Annotated in this window: 16 protein-coding genes; 11 read left to right on the forward strand and 5 right to left on the reverse strand. The window is 35.8% G+C overall.

Annotated features, from left to right (window positions below):
- Positions 1-5: 5 nt before the first annotated feature.
- The 4 genes from ACPF63_RS07610 to ACPF63_RS07625 all read right to left on the reverse strand — a co-directional run bounded on the left by ACPF63_RS07610 (position 6) and on the right by ACPF63_RS07625 (position 6,879).
- A complete protein-coding gene (locus ACPF63_RS07610) occupies positions 6-1,637 on the reverse strand; it encodes a M1 family metallopeptidase (protein ID WP_077416804.1) in 1,632 nt (543 codons plus the stop codon).
- A gap of 136 nt (positions 1,638-1,773) precedes the next feature.
- A complete protein-coding gene (locus tag ACPF63_RS07615; protein ID WP_426482583.1) occupies positions 1,774-4,734 on the reverse strand; it encodes a reprolysin-like metallopeptidase in 2,961 nt (986 codons plus the stop codon).
- Between the two features lie 223 nt (positions 4,735-4,957).
- Positions 4,958-5,785 (reverse strand): twin-arginine translocase subunit TatC, encoded by an 828-nt coding sequence (gene tatC, locus ACPF63_RS07620; RefSeq protein WP_426482584.1) that lies wholly within the window; start codon positions 5,783-5,785, stop codon positions 4,958-4,960.
- 134 nt (positions 5,786-5,919) lie between these two features.
- Positions 5,920-6,879, reverse strand: a complete 960-nt coding sequence (locus ACPF63_RS07625; RefSeq protein WP_426482585.1) for a KpsF/GutQ family sugar-phosphate isomerase — start codon at positions 6,877-6,879, stop codon at positions 5,920-5,922.
- Between the two features lie 158 nt (positions 6,880-7,037).
- Between ACPF63_RS07625 and recQ the strand changes: the two genes are divergently transcribed.
- From recQ to ACPF63_RS07675, 10 genes are all read left to right on the forward strand, one after another.
- Positions 7,038-9,242, forward strand: coding sequence for a DNA helicase RecQ (gene recQ, locus ACPF63_RS07630; protein WP_077416812.1), 2,205 nt, complete (start codon positions 7,038-7,040; stop codon positions 9,240-9,242).
- Between the two features lie 621 nt (positions 9,243-9,863).
- Positions 9,864-10,943 (forward strand): glycosyltransferase, encoded by a 1,080-nt coding sequence (locus tag ACPF63_RS07635; protein ID WP_047385344.1) that lies wholly within the window; start codon positions 9,864-9,866, stop codon positions 10,941-10,943.
- A gap of 67 nt (positions 10,944-11,010) precedes the next feature.
- A complete protein-coding gene (locus ACPF63_RS07640; RefSeq protein WP_077416817.1) occupies positions 11,011-11,355 on the forward strand; it encodes a hypothetical protein in 345 nt (114 codons plus the stop codon).
- Positions 11,356-11,405: 50 nt separating this feature from the next.
- Complete coding sequence (locus ACPF63_RS07645; protein ID WP_426482586.1) at positions 11,406-11,792, forward strand: cupin domain-containing protein; 387 nt, start codon at positions 11,406-11,408, stop codon at positions 11,790-11,792.
- Between the two features lie 130 nt (positions 11,793-11,922).
- Positions 11,923-13,326 (forward strand): dihydrolipoyl dehydrogenase, encoded by a 1,404-nt coding sequence (gene lpdA, locus ACPF63_RS07650; protein ID WP_077416819.1) that lies wholly within the window; start codon positions 11,923-11,925, stop codon positions 13,324-13,326.
- Positions 13,327-13,447: 121 nt separating this feature from the next.
- Positions 13,448-14,302, forward strand: coding sequence for a DUF4476 domain-containing protein (locus ACPF63_RS07655; protein ID WP_426482587.1), 855 nt, complete (start codon positions 13,448-13,450; stop codon positions 14,300-14,302).
- A gap of 130 nt (positions 14,303-14,432) precedes the next feature.
- A complete protein-coding gene (locus ACPF63_RS07660; protein ID WP_180563896.1) occupies positions 14,433-15,257 on the forward strand; it encodes an SDR family NAD(P)-dependent oxidoreductase in 825 nt (274 codons plus the stop codon).
- Positions 15,258-15,274: 17 nt separating this feature from the next.
- Positions 15,275-16,195, forward strand: coding sequence for a helix-turn-helix domain-containing protein (locus ACPF63_RS07665; RefSeq protein ID WP_426482588.1), 921 nt, complete (start codon positions 15,275-15,277; stop codon positions 16,193-16,195).
- A 59-nt stretch (positions 16,196-16,254) separates the two neighbouring features.
- A complete protein-coding gene (locus ACPF63_RS07670; protein WP_426482589.1) occupies positions 16,255-16,836 on the forward strand; it encodes a TetR/AcrR family transcriptional regulator in 582 nt (193 codons plus the stop codon).
- 44 nt (positions 16,837-16,880) lie between these two features.
- The gene (locus tag ACPF63_RS07675; protein ID WP_426482590.1) at positions 16,881-17,672 is read left to right on the forward strand and encodes an SDR family NAD(P)-dependent oxidoreductase; all 792 of its coding nucleotides are present in this window, start codon (positions 16,881-16,883) and stop codon (positions 17,670-17,672) included.
- 29 nt (positions 17,673-17,701) lie between these two features.
- Here ACPF63_RS07675 and ACPF63_RS07680 read toward each other — a convergent pair whose 3' ends face one another.
- Positions 17,702-18,148: a hypothetical protein gene (locus ACPF63_RS07680; protein WP_426482591.1), complete on the reverse strand. Its 447-nt coding sequence runs from the start codon at positions 18,146-18,148 to the stop codon at positions 17,702-17,704.
- A gap of 136 nt (positions 18,149-18,284) precedes the next feature.
- Between ACPF63_RS07680 and ACPF63_RS07685 the strand changes: the two genes are divergently transcribed.
- Positions 18,285-19,109, forward strand: a complete 825-nt coding sequence (locus ACPF63_RS07685; protein WP_077416833.1) for a CvfB family protein — start codon at positions 18,285-18,287, stop codon at positions 19,107-19,109.
- The last annotated feature ends 33 nt before the right edge of the window (positions 19,110-19,142 follow it).

Below are 19,142 nucleotides of genomic sequence, written 5' to 3' on the forward strand. Positions count from 1 at the left end.
TTCTTTTATTTATTATTGTAATAATTGATATAATAGTTGGGGTTTAATTCAACCGGATCATTCTTTTTAAGCTTTACGGTCTGCCATTCTTCCGTAGGATTTATAGTCTGATCACCGTTGATGATTATAGGTAATTTCAGGTTTTTTACCACATCTGTATAACGGAACTTTAGAGTATCGCCATTTTGAGTGTACTCAAAAGTTGGTATTTTTATCGTTCTCAGGTACTGATCAAAAACAGTTGAGAAATCAATGCCGGATTTTGATGAAATATAATTTTCAATCTGCTGGGTGGTAACGGTCTGATGATAAAAATCTTTATTCAGTCCTCTCAGAATCTGTCTGAACTTTTCATCATTGTTAATTACCTGTCTTATCGTATGAATCATGTTGGCTCCTTTCGGATACATATCTCCGCTGCCTTCATTTCTTACGCCGTACTGACCAATAATAGGAACATCATTATCTATCAATTTCCTTATCCCCTGAACATAGATTTCAGAAGATTTTTTGTCCATATATTTTTCCGTGAAAAGAGTCTCGGAATAATTGGTGAAACTTTCATGGATCCACATATCAGCCTGGTCTTTTGCTGTAATATTATTGGCGAACCATTCATGGCCGCTTTCATGAATAATAATGAAATCCCATTTTAATCCAACTCCTGTCCCTGAAAGATCTCTTCCAAGATAGCCGTTCTGATATTTGTTTCCATAGGCTACATTACTCTGATGTTCCATGCCAAGATGAGGAGATTCTACAAGTTTGTATGAATCTTCATAAAACGGATACGGACCAAACCAGTATTCAAACGCTGAGAGCATAGGTTTTACCTGTTGAAATTGTTTTTTTGCCTTGTCTAGATTATAGTCAAGTACCCAATAATCCAGGTCCAGTTTTCCTTTTTCACCCTCAAATACATCTTTAAAATTTACATATTTTCCTATACTCGGGATAATGGAGTAGGCGTTGATAGGGTTTTTAACCTCCCAGGTATAAGTAGTTTTACTGCCGGTTGTTTTTTTATCAGTTAGTCTGCCGTTACCTACACCTACCAGATCATTAGGAGTTACAATTTTCATAATGACTCCGTTATCAGGTTCATCGCTCCAGATATCTTTGGTAGGAAGCCATATGGAAGCTCCTATTCCCTCGTCAGCAGCAGTCATCCATGGATTTCCTTTTTCATCCTTAGTAAAAACCCAGCCTCCGTCCCATGGCGCGTTTTTAGCAATGGTAGGTTTTCCGGAATAGATAACATTGATAGTATATTTTTCGCCTTTTTTGAATTTTTTATTCGCTGTAACCAAAATGAAATCCCCGTCCTGCTTGTAATTTTCAATAGGGAAATTTCCTTCCACTTTATCAGCTTTCATAGGCTGTTGAAGGTCAATCTGGAAAACAGGGTTGGTAATATCTTTTATAATCTCAAAGCTGATTATATTATTTCCTTTAATACTTCTCTGCTCAAAATCCGGTTCTACGGAAAGATCATATTTTTTGACATCCCAAAAATTTCTGAACTCAGTATTGGAGCCTTTTAAAGTATCCTGTTTGGTGAAAACCTTACCCTTTTCAAAGAACTGCCCGAAAACCAGTCCTGATGCAAATAAGAGCGTATATGACAACTTTTTCATTTAAACCTTTATTAATAATCTTTTCAAAAGTATAAAATTAAATTAATAGCACATACCGGAAATACAATAAAATGTAGATTTTGAAAAAGCATAAAAAAAGCCCGGTCAATGCCGGGCAGTAAAAAATTGTTAGGTTTTATTTTTTGATGAATTTCAGGTTTGTAGTGGTGCCCTTATCTTCAATTGAAATAATATAAGCTCCAGTACTTAATTTTGAAACCTGGATTTTATTATCATTAATCTGGCCGTTCATTACTTTTTGACCTGCCATATTAGTAATGATAAACTGAGCTTTAGATGAAATCTGAGATACATTTAATACATCACTTGCCGGGTTAGGGTAGATCTGAATTGAACTCTTATCTTTTACTGTCTCATTGGTAGAAAGCTGCTGCTGGATAAGTACCGGATAATCCTCTACTTCACCATATTGCTGGTTGCTGCATCCGCTGTTTGGCTGGCTTTCATATCCCAATACAACTCTCATGATCACATTTCCTCCGGTATAAGCATCTGCAGGTACTGAGAATGTTCCTGAAACAGGAGTTGCTATACTAGGTGCGCTGGTGTAGATTATTTCAGATGAAGAGAATACTCCGTCTTTGTTGAAGTCTATCCACGCTGTTACCCCGTCATTATATTGTGAACCTGTCCATGCTTTGGTAATACTTACATTGTTACCTGAAGATCCGGACATCAGGGTGATTAGTTTTGTAGGATCCGTAGTGTAGTCTGTATACGGTGTATTATTACTGCTATTTGAAACAGGAGGCATTCCTGAAGGAGTTACCGTCACATTAGAAATATATTCGTCAGCTGCATTTGTTCCGGTTATGGAACATTTAGCAAATGAAGCCGTTGTGAAATTCGTTGATGCAGAATAAGAGCCAACAGAAGATCCGCAAACATTAGCTATCTGTACTTCATATTGAGTTGCTTCTGTAAGACCTGAAATGTTATAAGAGTTTGTTGAAACAGGAACAGTAGTCCATGTTGCCGTTCCTACTTTTCTGTACATTACAGAATAAGTTGCTCCTACTAAGGCTGTCCAGTTTACGGATGCTGAGGTTCTTGTAATACCTGTTACCGTAATCCCCGCCGGAGCAGATGTTGCACAGGCACTTGCAGATGCAGAAACTGTGGCATTCCCAACCGCGTAGAATACATTATCAATGGCGCTTACTCTTATCTTTACGCTGGCACCTGTTGCCAAAGAAGAGAACGAAAACGGCTCAGCTCCATCATTAGGTGTGGAAGGAGTAATAACTGTCCATGTAGTTCCATTGTCTGTAGTATAGTCTAGTTTAACATTCTGTACATTATACGGTGCATTATTAGTGTTCACTACATCCCAGGCAACAGCTCCAGGTGTATTATTGTAAACCGTAGTTGAAGTTACTTTAAATGGACCTTCATTGCCTATATCCACTTTCATCAGGCTGCTTTGGGTCTGTTGTTGTGCAGCATCCGGATTATTATCTCTCACCGTTACCTTGAAATTCATAGTTCTTGGTATGTTGGATACTGTTTCCCAATCTACAGCACTGGTAAGAGTACCATTAAGAACATTTGCCAATTTAGGGAAATAACGGGTAGGGGAGTTTGTAGGCATTAGAGATCTGAAGTTCGCACCATTATTTCTGGTTGCACTTACTGGTCCAAAAGTAGAAGTAGCCAGATCATATTGTTCCCATGTGTAAGTCATTGGATCATTTTGTGTATCTGCAGCAGAAGCTGTCAGTACAAAAGCAGTTCCTTTAGGGATCATTTTATTAGCCAATGGCTGTATAGAAGGAGGTGTATTGGCTACTGCTGTAATAATACCACAATCCTGAGCATTCACATATGCTCCTACTTCTTCAATATTTTTGGTATGAAAATAAGCATCAGAATGCATCTGAACATTATAGTTGGTAATACCGGCGTATCCCATAATAGTAGATCCCGATCCCGGCTCCATGTGGGCACCGTGCAAAGCAATAGACATTGTGTGTGCTGCACCGAACTGGTGACCGATTTCATGAGCTACAAAATCTATATCATAATTATCTCCGAAAGGCTGATCCGGAGTAGATGGTGACGTGATTCCTGCACCTTTAGAAGTAGCATCATTGTTGCTGGCAGGATTTCTGCAGACATTTCCTACATCTCCGGCACTTCCACCACCACCTCTGTGGCCAAAAAAATGTCCTATATCATAGGCATTATTACCTACACCAGCGGTATTGGAAAGAGTTTGCTGAAGTTGTAGATTCCATGCACCGGGAGCACTGTAGCTGCCATTTGGATTTACTATTACATTAGAGTAAGGATCCGTCGCAGGATCTGCGAATATAAGCTGTGGAAGATCCTGTACAATCATATGGATTCCAAAATCTTTTTCAAAAACACCATTTACACGGTTCATTGTAGCATTAATACGGGCTGCGGCTGCAGGCACACCTCCGGCAAGCTGAGTGTATTCACCATTTACGGAGATTGCGATTCTATAGGTTCTGTATTTTTGTTCATTACTTTTATTAATATTACCGAGCCCGTTTAAGACATTTTTTGTTTTAAGAAGCTTATTCATTTCTTTCTTTGCCTTCTCAGACTCAGAAGTTCTACATTCAAAAGGATCTTCCTGGGATTTATTAGATTTGAAAAAGACTCCAAATACATCCCTTTCTTTGTTGATGGGCTCTATAAATTCGTATTTCCCAGTATCAGAGTCGAATGTCATAGATTGGAAATCGTTTGGTGCAGTACTGAACCGGATTTGTTTATGTGGATTATCCAGTCCGATACCGGAATATGCTCCCAATTCGTATCTGTCTGCCATAGACTTTTCTACTACAGGCGAGCTGTACACTGAAAATTTTTCAATTCTTCCGTCTGCTGTTGGAATAGAAACAATAACCGGGCTTCCTCCTTTTCCTGCTTCGGGAGTATTCTTCAGTTGCTCTCTCAATGCAGAAAGATCAAACTTATAGGCATATTCTACCTTAACTTCTTTTCTTACCGGTGTGATTTTTTCCGAGACCGGTTCCCAGCGTTGTGCCTTTAAACCGCTTAGACTTAAAGCCAATGCACAGACGAAAATAATTTTCTTTTTCATATTTTTTTATTTGTTATTGAAGTTTTTAAATATAGTATGTTTTTTTTAATCTTTTACTGATAATATCGTGTTAATTATTCCTAACTTTATAATATTAGCTAAATTTTATTCTTATTTTAAATTATATTAAGAATAAATATAATTAAGGTTGATTTTTTTAATAAAAAAGCGCTATCATTCAATTGAATAATAGCGCTTAGATTTTTATTAGTGAAAATATTAGTTATTTCTGTACTGCCGGAAGATTTACGTTGCTTTTCTGTACCTTCTTATACGTGAATGTACACATCATAATACTGAATTCATACAAAATAAGCAGTGGGAATGCAGCCATCAGCATACTTAAAACGTCTGCCGGGGTAATGATTGCAGCAACTACCATAATCAAAACAATAGCGTGACGACGATATGTTTTCATAAATGTTGGAGTCAGAATTCCGATGCTGGTAAGGAAATAGATCAGAATCGGGAAAAGAAAAATAATACCCATCCCTAAAACTACCTGTAAAAATAAGGTGGTATAATCACTTAAGTCATAAAGAGGAACGATAATGTCTGAAATTTTAAAAATAACCCCAAAATTAACCGCAAACGGAAGGATTAGAAAATAACCACATAATACTCCGGTCATGAAAAGAATCCATACCGCATTAATAATATAAATAGAATTTTTTCTCTCTCTCGGATGTAAAGCAGGACCAATAAAACGCCATAATTCCCATACAATATAAGGAAATGCTGCTACCATTCCTCCAAAAACAGAAACAGCCATCATTACATTGAACTGCTGATACAATCTCTGTACACGAACAGGAAACTCTTTTGGAAGATGAATACTGTCTTCTCCTAAAATCATTCTTGAAAAATGATTAACAACTCTGAAGGTTGGGAAATCATTTCTGGTAGGCCCAAAAAAGATATGGTCCATAATCCAGTTGATATTAAAGCCAACCACAAAAGCAGCAATTATGATAGCAATAATCGAACGGATCAGATGCCCTCTTAATTCTCCTATATGCCCAAGAAAGGACATGTCTTTACCATCACTCACAGAATTCAATTTTTAAAGCGCAAATTTATAAAAAAAATGACAGAAGTAAGCGTCTGCAGATTATTAGTTAAATTTTACTCTTGATCTGCAAATCACCTTTTATGTATTAATCTCTAAACTTTGGATTATATTTTCTAATTAATCCCCTCGTCCAGCAGTTTATGCAGATCTATAATCCCGAAATACTTTCCGTTTTCCGTTACAATAAGCTGGCCGATATTATTTTCTTTCAGCGTTTTCATAGCTTCTTTGGCCAACGCATCTTTCTCAATAGTTCTTGGATGGGAAGACATAATATCTTTAGCCAATACCTTACTGATATCTTCTTCTTTCATCAGCATCCTTCTCAAATCTCCGTCTGTGATCACACCAATGATCTGATCCGATTGAGTTACCACTGTAATTCCGTGGCTTGATGCACTGATTGAGATAATGACATCTCTTATTGATGAATCTTCTGTAACCTGAGGTTTTTGAGAAGAAAGAAACTGTTCTACTTTAGAAGTCAGGTTTTTTCCTAAGCTTCCTCCGGGATGGAATTTGGCGAAATCATTAGCTTTGAAATCATTCAGCTCCATTAAAGCAACAGCCAAAGCATCTCCCAAAGCCATCTGAATTGTAGTAGAGCTGGTAGGTGCCAGTTTATTCGGACAGGCTTCAACGTCAACGTGAGTATCTAAAATAACTTCAGAAAACTCAGCCAGTTTACTCTTTTTATTTCCCGTCATCCCGATCAAAGCGGAAGAATAGTCTTTTAAATAAGGAACCAGGTTGGCGATTTCAGGAGAATTTCCGGAATTTGAGATGCACAAAACAACATCCTGTTTCTGAATTACTCCCAGATCTCCATGGATAGCTTCTGAAGCATGCAAAAACTGTGAAGGTGTTCCCGTTGAATTTAAGGTCGCTACAATTTTATTTCCTACATGGGCCGATTTTCCAATTCCTACCACAATAAGCTTTCCTTTTGCCAGGTTGATGATTTCTACTGCCTGCGCAAATTGGTCATCTATTCTGTTTTTTAATTTTTCGAGTTCAGAAATCTCTATTTCTAAAGTGGTTTTTGCAATTGATATAATGTTGGTTCTATCCATTTTATGATGATAAGGTATACAAAAAAGTTCTTTAAAAACGTTATATTTTAAAAAGAATATTTAATATAAGTTTTATTTTTTATAAATTCGTTCGCTTTTATTTTAAGCGAAATTTTTATAACTTTGGGTGTGATGCAAATTTAGCAATAGAAAATTAGATGAGCGCAAAAAAAGCCAATTTATCAGGCGAATTGAAAAAGTATTTTGGGTTTTCTACATTTAAGGGCCAGCAGGAACAAATTATAGACAACCTATTGAATGGGAAAGATATATTTGTTTTAATGCCTACGGGTGGTGGAAAATCATTATGTTATCAGCTTCCGGCACTTATTTCGGAAGGTACGGCAATCGTCGTTTCGCCCTTGATAGCGTTAATGAAGAATCAGGTAGATGCAGTGAACGGCCTTTCATCTGAGGATGGGGTAGCGCATGTATTAAATTCCTCATTAAACAAAACGCAGACCAAGCAGGTTTTTGACGATATAAAAAGCGGCAAAACCAAACTTCTGTATGTAGCTCCTGAATCATTAATAAAAGATGATTACCTGGATTTTTTGAAAGATGTGAAAATTTCTTTCTTTGCTATCGACGAAGCCCACTGTATTTCAGAGTGGGGACATGATTTCAGACCAGAATACCGGAATCTGAAACAGATTATAGACAGAATCGCCAATGTACCGGTGATTGCTTTAACGGCTACTGCTACTCCTAAGGTTCAGGATGATATCCAGAAGACTTTAGGAATGACTAATGCATTGGTGTTCAAAGAAAGTTTCAACCGTCCTAATCTATATTATGAGGTATGTCCTAAAATCAATATAGACAAGGAAATCGTTAGGTTTATCAATCAGCATAAAGGGAAATCAGGAATTGTATACTGCCTGAGCCGAAGAAAAGTTGAAGAATTTGCCCAGCTTCTGCAGGTAAACGGAATCAATGCACTTCCTTACCACGCAGGTCTTGACCAGAAAGTGAGAGTTGCCAATCAGGATAAATTCCTGATGGAAGAAGTAGACGTAATTGTTGCTACCATTGCCTTTGGGATGGGAATTGATAAGCCGGATGTACGTTTTGTGATCCACTACGACTTTCCAAAATCATTGGAAAGCTACTACCAGGAAACAGGAAGAGCAGGAAGAGACGGAGGTGAAGGCCACTGTCTGGCATTCTATGATCCTAAAGATATTGAGAAATTAGAAAAATTTCTGGCACAAAAACCCGTTTCAGAAAGAGAAATCGGATTGCAGCTTTTAAATGAAGTGGTAGGTTATGCTGAGACTTCAATGAGCAGAAGACAATATATCCTGTATTATTTTGGAGAAAATTTCGATCCTGTAAAAGGAGACGGAGCCAATATGTGTGACAACTCATCCAATCCTCCAAAAGTAAAGGATGCCACTGCAGATTTGAAAAAAACGTTGGAACTCATTAATGATACAGGAGAAAAATTCAAGTCTAAAGATTTGATTTCCGTTATCGTGGGGAAAGAAAATGCAGTGACAAAATCTTACAAACTTGAGCAAAGTTCTTATTTTGGCTTTGGAAAAGAAGAAAAAGATAATTACTGGAAAACAATCCTGAGACAGGCAACCGTTCAGAATTGTTTACAAAAGGATATTGAAACCTACGGTGTTTTAAAAATTACAGAAAAAGGAAAAACTGTCCTGAATGGTACTTCTAAAGACGTATTTTTAATCGCTGAAGACAGAGAATTTGACCTTACCCAGGCAAAAGCTGAGAGCGATCAGGTACAGCAGCAGGCTAGCGGAGGTATGGATCAGAACCTTTTTAATCTGTTGAAAGAACTTAGAAAGAAAGTTGCCAAAAAACATGGAATTCCACCATATACTGTATTTATGGATCCAAGTTTGGAGGATATGACCGTTCAGTACCCGATTACAGTAGATGAAATTACCAAAATCTATGGAGTAGGCGAAGGAAAAGCTAAAAAGTATGGTAAAGAATTCGCTGATTACATCAAAACATATGTAGAAGACAACAATATAGAACGTACTCAGGATATGGTTTTGAAACAGGTGGCCAATAAATCGAGCCATAAAGTTTTCATTATCCAGAGTACTGATAAAAAGATTGACCTTGAAGATATTGCAAGAGCCAAAAACCTTTCTATGGATGAACTCCTGAAAGAAATGGAAAGAATTGTATATCAGGGAACAAAGCTGAATATCGACTATTATATCGAAGATAATTTTGATGAAGATATCGTAGACGGCTTCATGGAGTTCATGAACGAATCTGAAAGTGACAGCATGAAGGTATTACTGGATGAATTTGGGGATGAACTGTCCGATGAAGAAGTGAGAATGCTGAGGATTAAATTTATCAGCGATGTAGCTAACTAAAAGAACAAGTCAGAACACAATAAAAGCCCTGTTTATAAGGGCTTTTATTGTATTTAAAAGTTTATAAATAGAGATAAATGGATTTTTTTTAAAAATATTATCCTGTAATTTTATTTTTTCTAATAATAGCAATCATTTGTTTTGATTTTTCACTAAGACAGAACTTAAAAAAAAATTATAAGAATCAAGGAGAATATGCAATTGGCAAAATAAATAGCAGTAAAGGATATGGAAGAGGTACTGGTTTCTATTTTTTATACTCGTTTAAAGTAGGGAATAAGAATTATAAAGGACGATCTACGACAGATTTGTCATTTTCTGAAGCTGAGAAAAATATAGGTAAAAGGTTTTTAGTATTGTATTTAAAACATAATATTTATAATAATATACTATATGTTTCTATTCCTGTTAATGATAGTATAAAAAGTAATTTGGAGCTGCATAGATGGGTTTCTCGTTATCCTGTTATTCAATCTAAATTAGACTCAATCCCAGGGTCAGGGTTTTTCTTTGAAAACTATTTCTAAGGTAACAATAATTTTATACTTTGCTTACTTTTGTTCTTTAGTGTAAGAAAGGAATATTTGAAAGATAACCAAACTTTTTACTAACTTTACACTGATGAAAAAGATATCTGTCATATTTATTCTGCCGGACTTAGAAACCGGGGGAGCAGAAAGAATTGTTACTACTATTGCGAATCATCTTTCCAGAGATCGGTTTGAACCCAAGATTTTGCTGTTACGTAAACAAGGCGGATATTTGAATTTTCTGAAAAAAGACGTCGAAATTATCGATATCAATACTGAAAGAATAAGACATTCTTTAAAACCTATTTTAGGTGAAATCTACCGAAGAAAACCAGATATTGTTTTCTCAGGTTTCGGAGAGGTAAATGCTTACTTATCCTTATTCATCAAACTCTTTCCAAGAACCAAATTCATTGCCCGGGAAACCAATGTCGTTACCCAGCATGTAACCCGTAAGGAGATTAAGTTTTTCTATAATTTTTACAATAACTATCAGAGAATCATTGCGCAGAGTGATGATATGATGAAGGATCTTGTTGATAATTTTAATATTAAAAAGAAAAAAATTGTCAAGATCAATAATCCTGTAGACTTTGATTTTATTGAAGATAAAATGGCACTCTCTTTAAAACCAGAATGCTTCAAATACAATTATAAAAATGTAGTGGCTATTGGCAATTTATCATCCAGAAAAGGATTTGATAACCTGCTGAAGGTTTTTTCCAGACTTAAGAATGAAAATATTATGCTTCATATTCTGGGTGATGGAAAAGATAAAGAGATCTTACATCAGACCAAAGAACTCTTAGGATTAAAAAAAGTAATTTTTCATGGCAGACAGGATAATCCCTACCAATATCTGAAATATGCAGATTTATTTGTACTTTCTTCAAGGTATGAAGGTTTTCCCAATGTACTTCTGGAAGCGGGGGCCTGCGGAACTTATTCTTTAGCCAATAACTGCCCCGGAGGAATCAATGAAATTATTCAGCATAATGTAAACGGTGAAGTCGCCAATATTGAAAACTATGATGGTTTTGCACAACAGATTGTAAAAGTATTACAGAACAATTATAATAGAGATGCGATAAGAAACTCTATTAAATCAAGGTTTTCAAAGAATATTATTTTGGATAAATACGAAAAGGTATTGCTGGATTTAATGAAGTAGTCTTATTGAACGGATTTGTCTTATGGGGTTTTATTTTCTTAGATTTGGGGTGATAAAATAGATCGTAATGAATAAAATCCCGAAAATAGGATGCGCTTGTGAAAAACCTGACTTCAATTATACAGAATTTAGAAGTTCCGAATTAGGTATAGACCATACGAACGGAAGATATGGAGAAGTTTCCATTCAACAATGCAAACTGTGTCAGAGAATATGGATTCATTATTTTGTTGAAAATGAAAGTTTTTCCAAGTCGGGAAGATGGTACAAAGGAATTGTTTCTAAAAAAGACCGTTCACAGATAACCCCGGAAAATGCAGTAGAGTATCTGGAAAGCCTTGAATGGTATGTATATGGAGGTTCATTTTTTGAAAGTACAGGTACATTTGGACAAGGAAAGTTGGATGTGTGATATTTTAGCTGATTTAATAAAAACAAGCAGTAGAATTAAATACCAAATCAATGAAACCATTTATAATTGCTGTTTTGATGCTGAATTCTGTTGTAATGATGGCTCAACAGAAGACCATCTCCAGAAAAGAATTATTAAAAACTTCTCTTGATCAGAGTGTTAAATCAGCAGAAATTCAGGAAATAACAATGGCTGCAGGACTGGCTGCTCCCAAACATGTGCATCAATGTCCGGTAGTAGGAATCATAAAGTCCGGAGAAGCTATTTTTCAGATAGAAGGACAGAAAAGTATTTTTCTTCGGGAAGGTGATGCTTTCTATGAACCTAAAAATACTACGATTCTCCATTTTGATAATGCATCAGCAGAGAAACCACTCATCTTTACAGCAATTTATTTGAAAGAGGGGAATGAGGAAAATATAAAATTCATAAAATAACATTTTTCATAAAACAAAAACATATAATTATCATTTTTAAAATTGATAAAACTCACTTTGGTGCTTAGTAATTTATATGTAAATTTGTGAGAATTAAGATAGATAATAATAAACAAATTCATAAAATAACATGAGTCAATTCGATGTTACCGTAATAGGTTCTGGTCCCGGTGGTTATGTTGCTGCTATCCGTGCAGCACAGTTAGGTTTCAAAACAGCAATTATTGAAAAATATTCAACTTTAGGCGGAACTTGTCTTAATGTTGGATGTATTCCGTCAAAAGCGCTTCTTGACAGCTCTGAGCATTTCGAAAATGCAAAACACAATTTTGCAGGTCACGGAATCATCATCAATGAGCCGCAAGCGGATATTACAAGAATGATCGAACGTAAAAATGAAGTGATCAAGCAGAATACAGATGGAATCAGCTACCTGATGAACAAAAACAAAATTACTGTTTTTGAAGGTGTGGGAAGCTTCGAATCTGCTACTCAGATTAAAGTTACAAAAAACGACGGTTCTTCTGAAACTATCGAATCTAAATATACAATCATTGCAACAGGTTCTAAACCATCTGCATTACCTTTTATCTCTTTAGACAAAGAAAGAGTGATTACTTCTACGGAAGCTTTAAACCTTAAAGAAATTCCTAAACATTTAGTAGTAATCGGTGGAGGTGTTATTGGTCTTGAACTAGGTTCTGTATACCTAAGATTAGGAGCTCAGGTAACTGTTGTAGAATTTATGGATAAAATCATCCCTGGAATGGATGGAGCTTTAAGCAAAGAATTGACTAAAGTTCTTAAAAAACAAGGAATGAAGTTTATGCTTTCTACTGCGGTTTCTGCGGTTGAAAGAAACGGAGATACTGTAAAAATCACAGCTAAAGATAAAAAAGGAGAAGAAGTAGTAGTAGAAGGAGATTACTGCTTGGTTTCTGTAGGAAGAAAACCTTACACAGATGGGCTTGGCCTTGAGAAAGCAGGGGTAGAACTTGACGAAAGAGGAAGAGTAAAAGTAAACGACCACCTACAAACGAATGTTGCGAATATCTATGCTATTGGTGACGTTATCAAAGGTGCTATGCTGGCTCACAAAGCTGAAGAAGAAGGAGTTTTTGTTGCTGAAACATTAGCAGGACAAAAACCTCACATCAACTATAACCTGATTCCTGGTGTTGTTTATACATGGCCGGAAGTTGCAGGAGTTGGTAAAACTGAAGAGCAGCTGAAAGAAGAAGGAGTAGCTTACAAAGTAGGTTCTTTCCCAATGAGAGCATTAGGTAGAAGCCGTGCAAGTGGTGATGTTGATGGTCTTGTTAAGATTATTGCAGACGAAAAAACAGATGAGGTTTTAGGAATGCACATCATCGGAGCCAGAGCTGCTGACCTTATTGCTGAAGGAGTAATTGCTATGGAATTCCGTGCAAGTGCTGAAGATATTGCAAGAAGTTCTCATGCTCACCCAACTTATGCAGAAGCTATTAAGGAAGCTGCATTGGATGCTACAGGGAAAAGACCAATTCATATGTAATAATTGATTAAAAAATTTAATCATTTAAATATTTAAAAATTAAAGGCTGTTTCTTTTTGAGACAGCCTTTTTTATGTGGCTTTTGGCATGAAAATGGAGATTGATTTTTGAAATTTCAAGTATGAAAAAGATTTTTATCAGTGGGATGCTTTTAGCGGGGATCAGCTCTTTTGCCCAGGAAGCAGGTCAGGTTGGAGAGTTATTAAAGAATGAAGCTTCTACCTCAGAAATGAGATCTCCCAAAAGTTTAAATGAAAGAAATAAAACTCCTGATGGGATGAGACCTGGAAATAATACGATTCCTCAGAGAAATAGAAATACCCATCCAAATTATCAGTGGAACAGGAACTATGGCTATGCGGAAGTTTTTCTGAGAATTCCTGAGCAAGGCTTTTTCACTGTTGAAATTGGAGATCAGATGATAGCCAATGGTTCCGGGAAATACAGGTTCTTTGATTTGTCGTCAGGAAGAATGCCTGTTTCTATCTACGAAAATGGTTTTCTGATTTACAGAACCACGCTTATGCTTCGCAATAATAACAGAATGGTGCTGGATTTTTTTACCAATGAAGGGCTATATCTACTGGATTCTTATCCTGTTCAGGGCCAATATGGCTTCAATGACTGGAATGATGTATGGAACAATCCTTACGGAAACCAGTCCGGAGATGGATATAATCAGGGTAATGTAATGGATAATAATTCTTTCCGCCAGTTTTTTGATATGATGATGAGGAATGAGAAGTTTGATGATGGTAAAATAGCTATGATCAATCAGCAGACGCGCACTTCAATGTTTACTTCCGCACAAATAAGAGATCTGGTAAAAGCTATCAGTTTTGATAATAAAAAATTAGCACTCGCTAAATCTATGTATCGCAACTGCGTTGATAAAAACAGATACTTTATGGTGTATGATGCTTTTGATTTTGAAAGCAGTAAGCGGGAGCTGATGGATTATATTTCAAATTTGTAATAAGACTTTTTTTATCTTTCTCTCTCTCTAGAATAATTTATATCCTGCTTTTGAATACAATAAACGGTGATTTGAACACTTCCTGATCTTTCCGAAATCCGAACTTTGCATCATTAATAAGATATATATTATGAATAAGCAAAAAGTGTGGTTTATAACCGGAGCATCAAGAGGAATGGGACTTGAAGCGGTAAAAGAAGTTTTACATAAAGGAGATAAAGTAATAGCCATTTCCCGGAACATACAACATGTAAATAATGGAGATACAGAAAATTTACTCTCTTTACAGGTTGATATTACGAATGATGAGGATGTAAAAAATGCTATTAAAAAAGGTATTCAGCATTTTGGTGGCATTGATGTGGTTCTTAATAATGCAGGCTATTATTTAGCAGGCAGTGTAGAAGAAATAAAGGATGAAGAATTCCGCAAAACAATGGATGTAAACCTGTTTGGGATGGTTAATGTTATTAGACACACTATGCCATTTCTAAGAAAACAGAGATCAGGACATATTATCAATATTTCTTCCAATATGGGATATGTTGGTTATGCCAATACAGGCAGTTATAATGCCTCAAAATTTGCTGTCATAGGACTTTCAGAAGCTCTTGCACAAGAAGTCAAAGTTTTCGGGGTGAATGTGACAGTAGTGGCTCCCGGAATGTTCCGTACAGGTTTTATGAGTGAGGCAACTTTGACGGCTGCAGAAAATAGGATTGAGGATTATCACTTGGACAAGCATATTGACATGCTTCAAAGCTTCCATGGTTATCAGCCTGGTGATCCCGTGAAACTTGCTCAAATACTTTATAATATTAGTACTTTAAGCAATCCGCCCTTACATCTGATTTTAGGAAAGGATAGTTATGAATCAATTCTTGAACATAGAAAAAATGAAACTGAAGAACTAGAGCAATGGAAACATCTTTCCTTTTCTACGGATTTTAAATAATGTGTAAATTTGAATAAATGAAAAAACCTTATTCAGGACCTTATGTGATAAGATCTATTTCAGAACTGCATCGTTTGTTTGCTCTTCCTCAGCCGGATCATCCTTTGATAAGTGTAATTGATTTTGAATCATTAAGCTATCAGCATAGCGATATATGGAATCATTTTACTAATGACTTTTATTGCATTGTTCTTAAAAAAGGCAGTAACGGGAATTTTAAATATGGTCTTAAAGATTATGATTTTGATGAAGGGATGATGACTTTTACAAAACCAGGACAGATATTTTCAGTAACATCCATGAAAAATAATCCTGTTAAAGGATATATGTTAGTATTCAAGGCGGAGCTAATCCGTCCATATTCTTTAGGGAAAAATATAGATCAATATGGTTTTTTCTCTTATTCCATAGCAGAGGCCCTGCATCTTTCAGAAAAAGAAAATATTGTAATTTCATCTTTACTGAAACAGTTACAACAGGAACTGAAGAATAATATAGACCATTACAGTCAGGATGTTGTAGTATCTCACCTGGATCTTTTATTGAGTTATTCCAATCGTTTTTATAACCGACAGTTTCTTACCAGAAAATCAGTGAATAAGGATATTGTCACTAGACTTGAGCAAATTTTGAAGGATTATTTTAACAACGAACAAGCTCTTACCCAAGGGCTACCGACAGTGCATTTTCTTGCTGGTGAACTTCATCTTTCGCCCGATTATATGACAGATCTGCTGCGCAATACAATAGGACAGAATACTCAACAATATATCCATGAACATTTAATTGAAAAAGCTAAGAAATTATTAACTGCTTCCAACTTAACCGTTACCGAAATTGCTTATCAGCTCGGATTTGAATATCCTCAGTCATTTAGTAAATTATTCAAAAAAACTACAAAACAAACTCCACTGGAGTTCCGAAAATCTTTTAATTAAAAAAAATAAGTCAGATAATTTCTTTTTTTATATTTTTGTATCAATCATTACAAAAATAAATGAAAGGAAGACCCAATATCCATCAGGATAAAGAATTGATTCTAAAAGCTCAGAAATTGTTCTGGGAAAAAGGTTTTACTGCAACTTCGCTTAGTGATTTGACTGTCGCAACTGGAGCAGGAGCTGGAAGTTTATATAACTCTTTCAAAGGAGGCAAAAAAGAACTGTTTAAAAAAAGCCTGGAGCAGCGAAGAGAAGACTTTGAAAATTTCAAGCAAAGATTGAATAAAAGCGAAGATCCAATTGGACTTATTAAAAGTTTCTTTTTAAATATCGCTAATGCTGATTATAATGAGCATATGAAAGGCTGTATTGTTGCCAATACACTTGTTGAAATGACATTCGTAGAGGAAAGTTTGAAAGAAGAGGCTGCCGAGATACTAAAGGAAACAGAAAAACTCTATACTTCGGTTATTCAGCAACAACAAAATAAAGGAACTCTGAAATCAACACTTCCGGCAGAGGTTTTGGGTAAGTGCCTGATCACGTTTTGGTGTGGTATCAATTCTCTTCGTAGAATGTACCCGGACAGGAGGATTTTGAAAACCCAGATTGAATTGCAATTGCAGTTATTGCATTAAATTTTTTTAACTATTTTTTTAACGATCATTACAAAAATAAAACAATGAATTTACAACTAAAAGGAAAGAAAGCATTTATTAGCGGATCCACACAGGGAATAGGATTTTCAATAGCAAAACAATTGTTGGAAGAAGGTGCGTCCGTAATTATCAATGGCAGAAGTGAAGAGAAAACGGAATGGGCGAAGAGAAAACTCAAGGAGGAATTTCCAGATGCAGATGTGTCTGGAATTGCCGCAGATTTTGTCAAAAAAGAAGATCTTAACAAGCTACTGGAGGAGTTGGAGGATATTGATATTCTTATTAATAATGTAGGCGTTTTCGGAATCAGTGATTTTTATGAATTGCAGGATGAAGACTGGTATCATTATTTTGAAATCAATGTGATGAGTGGGATGCGGTTATCAAGAAAGCTGCTTCCAGGGATGATCCGAAAAAACTCGGGCAGAATTATTTTTATCAGCAGTGAATCAGGAGTCAATGTTCCTGAAAATATGATTCATTACGGAATGACAAAAGCTGCGATGTCGGCATTAAGTAATGGTTTATCCAAACTCACAAAAGGAAGTGCCGTTACAGTTAATACCATTTTAGGTGGACCTACTTATAGCGATGGGGTTGCTGCTACTGTGGAGCAAATAGCCGAAGCTCAAAATCTGACTGTGGATCAAATGAAAGAAATCATTATCCAGACCGCCAACCCACATATTCTTTTACAAAGATTTATTAATCCGGAAGAAATTGCAAGCCTGGCAGTCTACCTTTCCAGCCCTCTTTCTGTTGCGGTAAATGGAGCAAGCTTAAGAGCAGATAGTGGAGTCTTAAAGATAATATAACCCATAAAAATATATCTTCAGTTGCTCTTTTACATTATTTTCAGATTATCGTAAAACTTAGAATGTTTCGGAGCAATATTGAATTGTATTCCAAAGGTTACTCCTTTAAAATATTTATCTCTGTGAATTGGAAAAGCATATCCGCTATTCAGAAATATAGCATTAAATAATGAGATCCCTATTCTTGGTTCTAACGAATAGGGATTGCCGGATATTCCAAACAGCAATCCGGCACGTAGAAAGTTGATATTCATCTCCGGAATAAATTTATCTGTGTTATTAACATGGGTATAAAGCAGAGACGGTCCCAGAATAATAGAACCATCATAGCTGTCTCCAAATCTATATTCTAATCCTGCCTGCAGAACATTTCTTCCGGTGTATCGGTAAGAAATATTTACCGCTGTTTTCTCCAGTAGCTGAGCTTTTGAAAAGATAACCGAAAAGAGCAAAGGCAGAATGAAATATTGTTTCATATTTTGTTTTTTATTCAAATGTACATGTTTTATGGTCTTTATAAAAGGTTAATAAGAATCATCCAAAGATTATAATGGTATTGACTAGGTTAGCATCTTCAAATTTCCGTACCTTTGTCAGCTAATTTTATCATCAATGCAACTCGGAAAAACTCAGACTTTAACAATTTCAGAACAAATTAATTCAGGATGGATCCTCGTGGACGAATCCGGAGAAAAAGCTTTTCTGCCTAAAATCTTTATTCAGGATGAAAAAGAAACAGGTGATGAAGTTGAAGTTTTTGTATACCAGGATGACGATAAATTAAAGGCGACTACCGAAATTCCATTGGCTGAAGTAGGTGAATTTGCGGTAATGAGCTGTGTACAGAGTCTTCCTAGCGGAGCTTTTATGGATTGGGGAATCATTAAGGATTTATTTATCCCTTACAAACAGCAGAAAACCAAAATTATAGAAGGTAAAAGATATCTGGTTTATATCTATGTAGATGAAGATATGGAGCTGATTACAGGGACAACAAAGTTCAAGAGAAACCCACAGTATGATGATCTGCCATTTCAGAAAGGAGACAAAGTAGATCTGCTTATGATGAACGAAAGTGAACTGGGCTGGAACGTGGTTATCAACAAGCAGTACATAGGTTTGATATACGCTTCTGATGTTTTCAAAAAACTTTATCCACTGTCAGAAGAAAAAGGCTATATTAAAATGATTCGTGAAGATGGGAAAATAGATATTTCCTTACAGCTGGACGGTTTTGAAAATATTGACGAGTTCAAACAGAAGATTATTAACAGACTGGAAGAAAATTACGGACTTCTGTATGTATCTGATAAATCCTCACCTGAAGAGATCAAGAATGAATTTCAGATGAGTAAGAAAAACTTTAAAAAAGCGATCGGAGGACTTTATAAAGATAAAATCATCGATATCCTGGACGACAAAATCAAATTATTATAAAATAAAAAAACGAGCAGAAATTTCTGCTCGTTT

This window comes from Chryseobacterium sp. R2ACT005, from assembly GCF_049949215.1.
Lineage (GTDB): Bacteria > Bacteroidota > Bacteroidia > Flavobacteriales > Weeksellaceae > Chryseobacterium.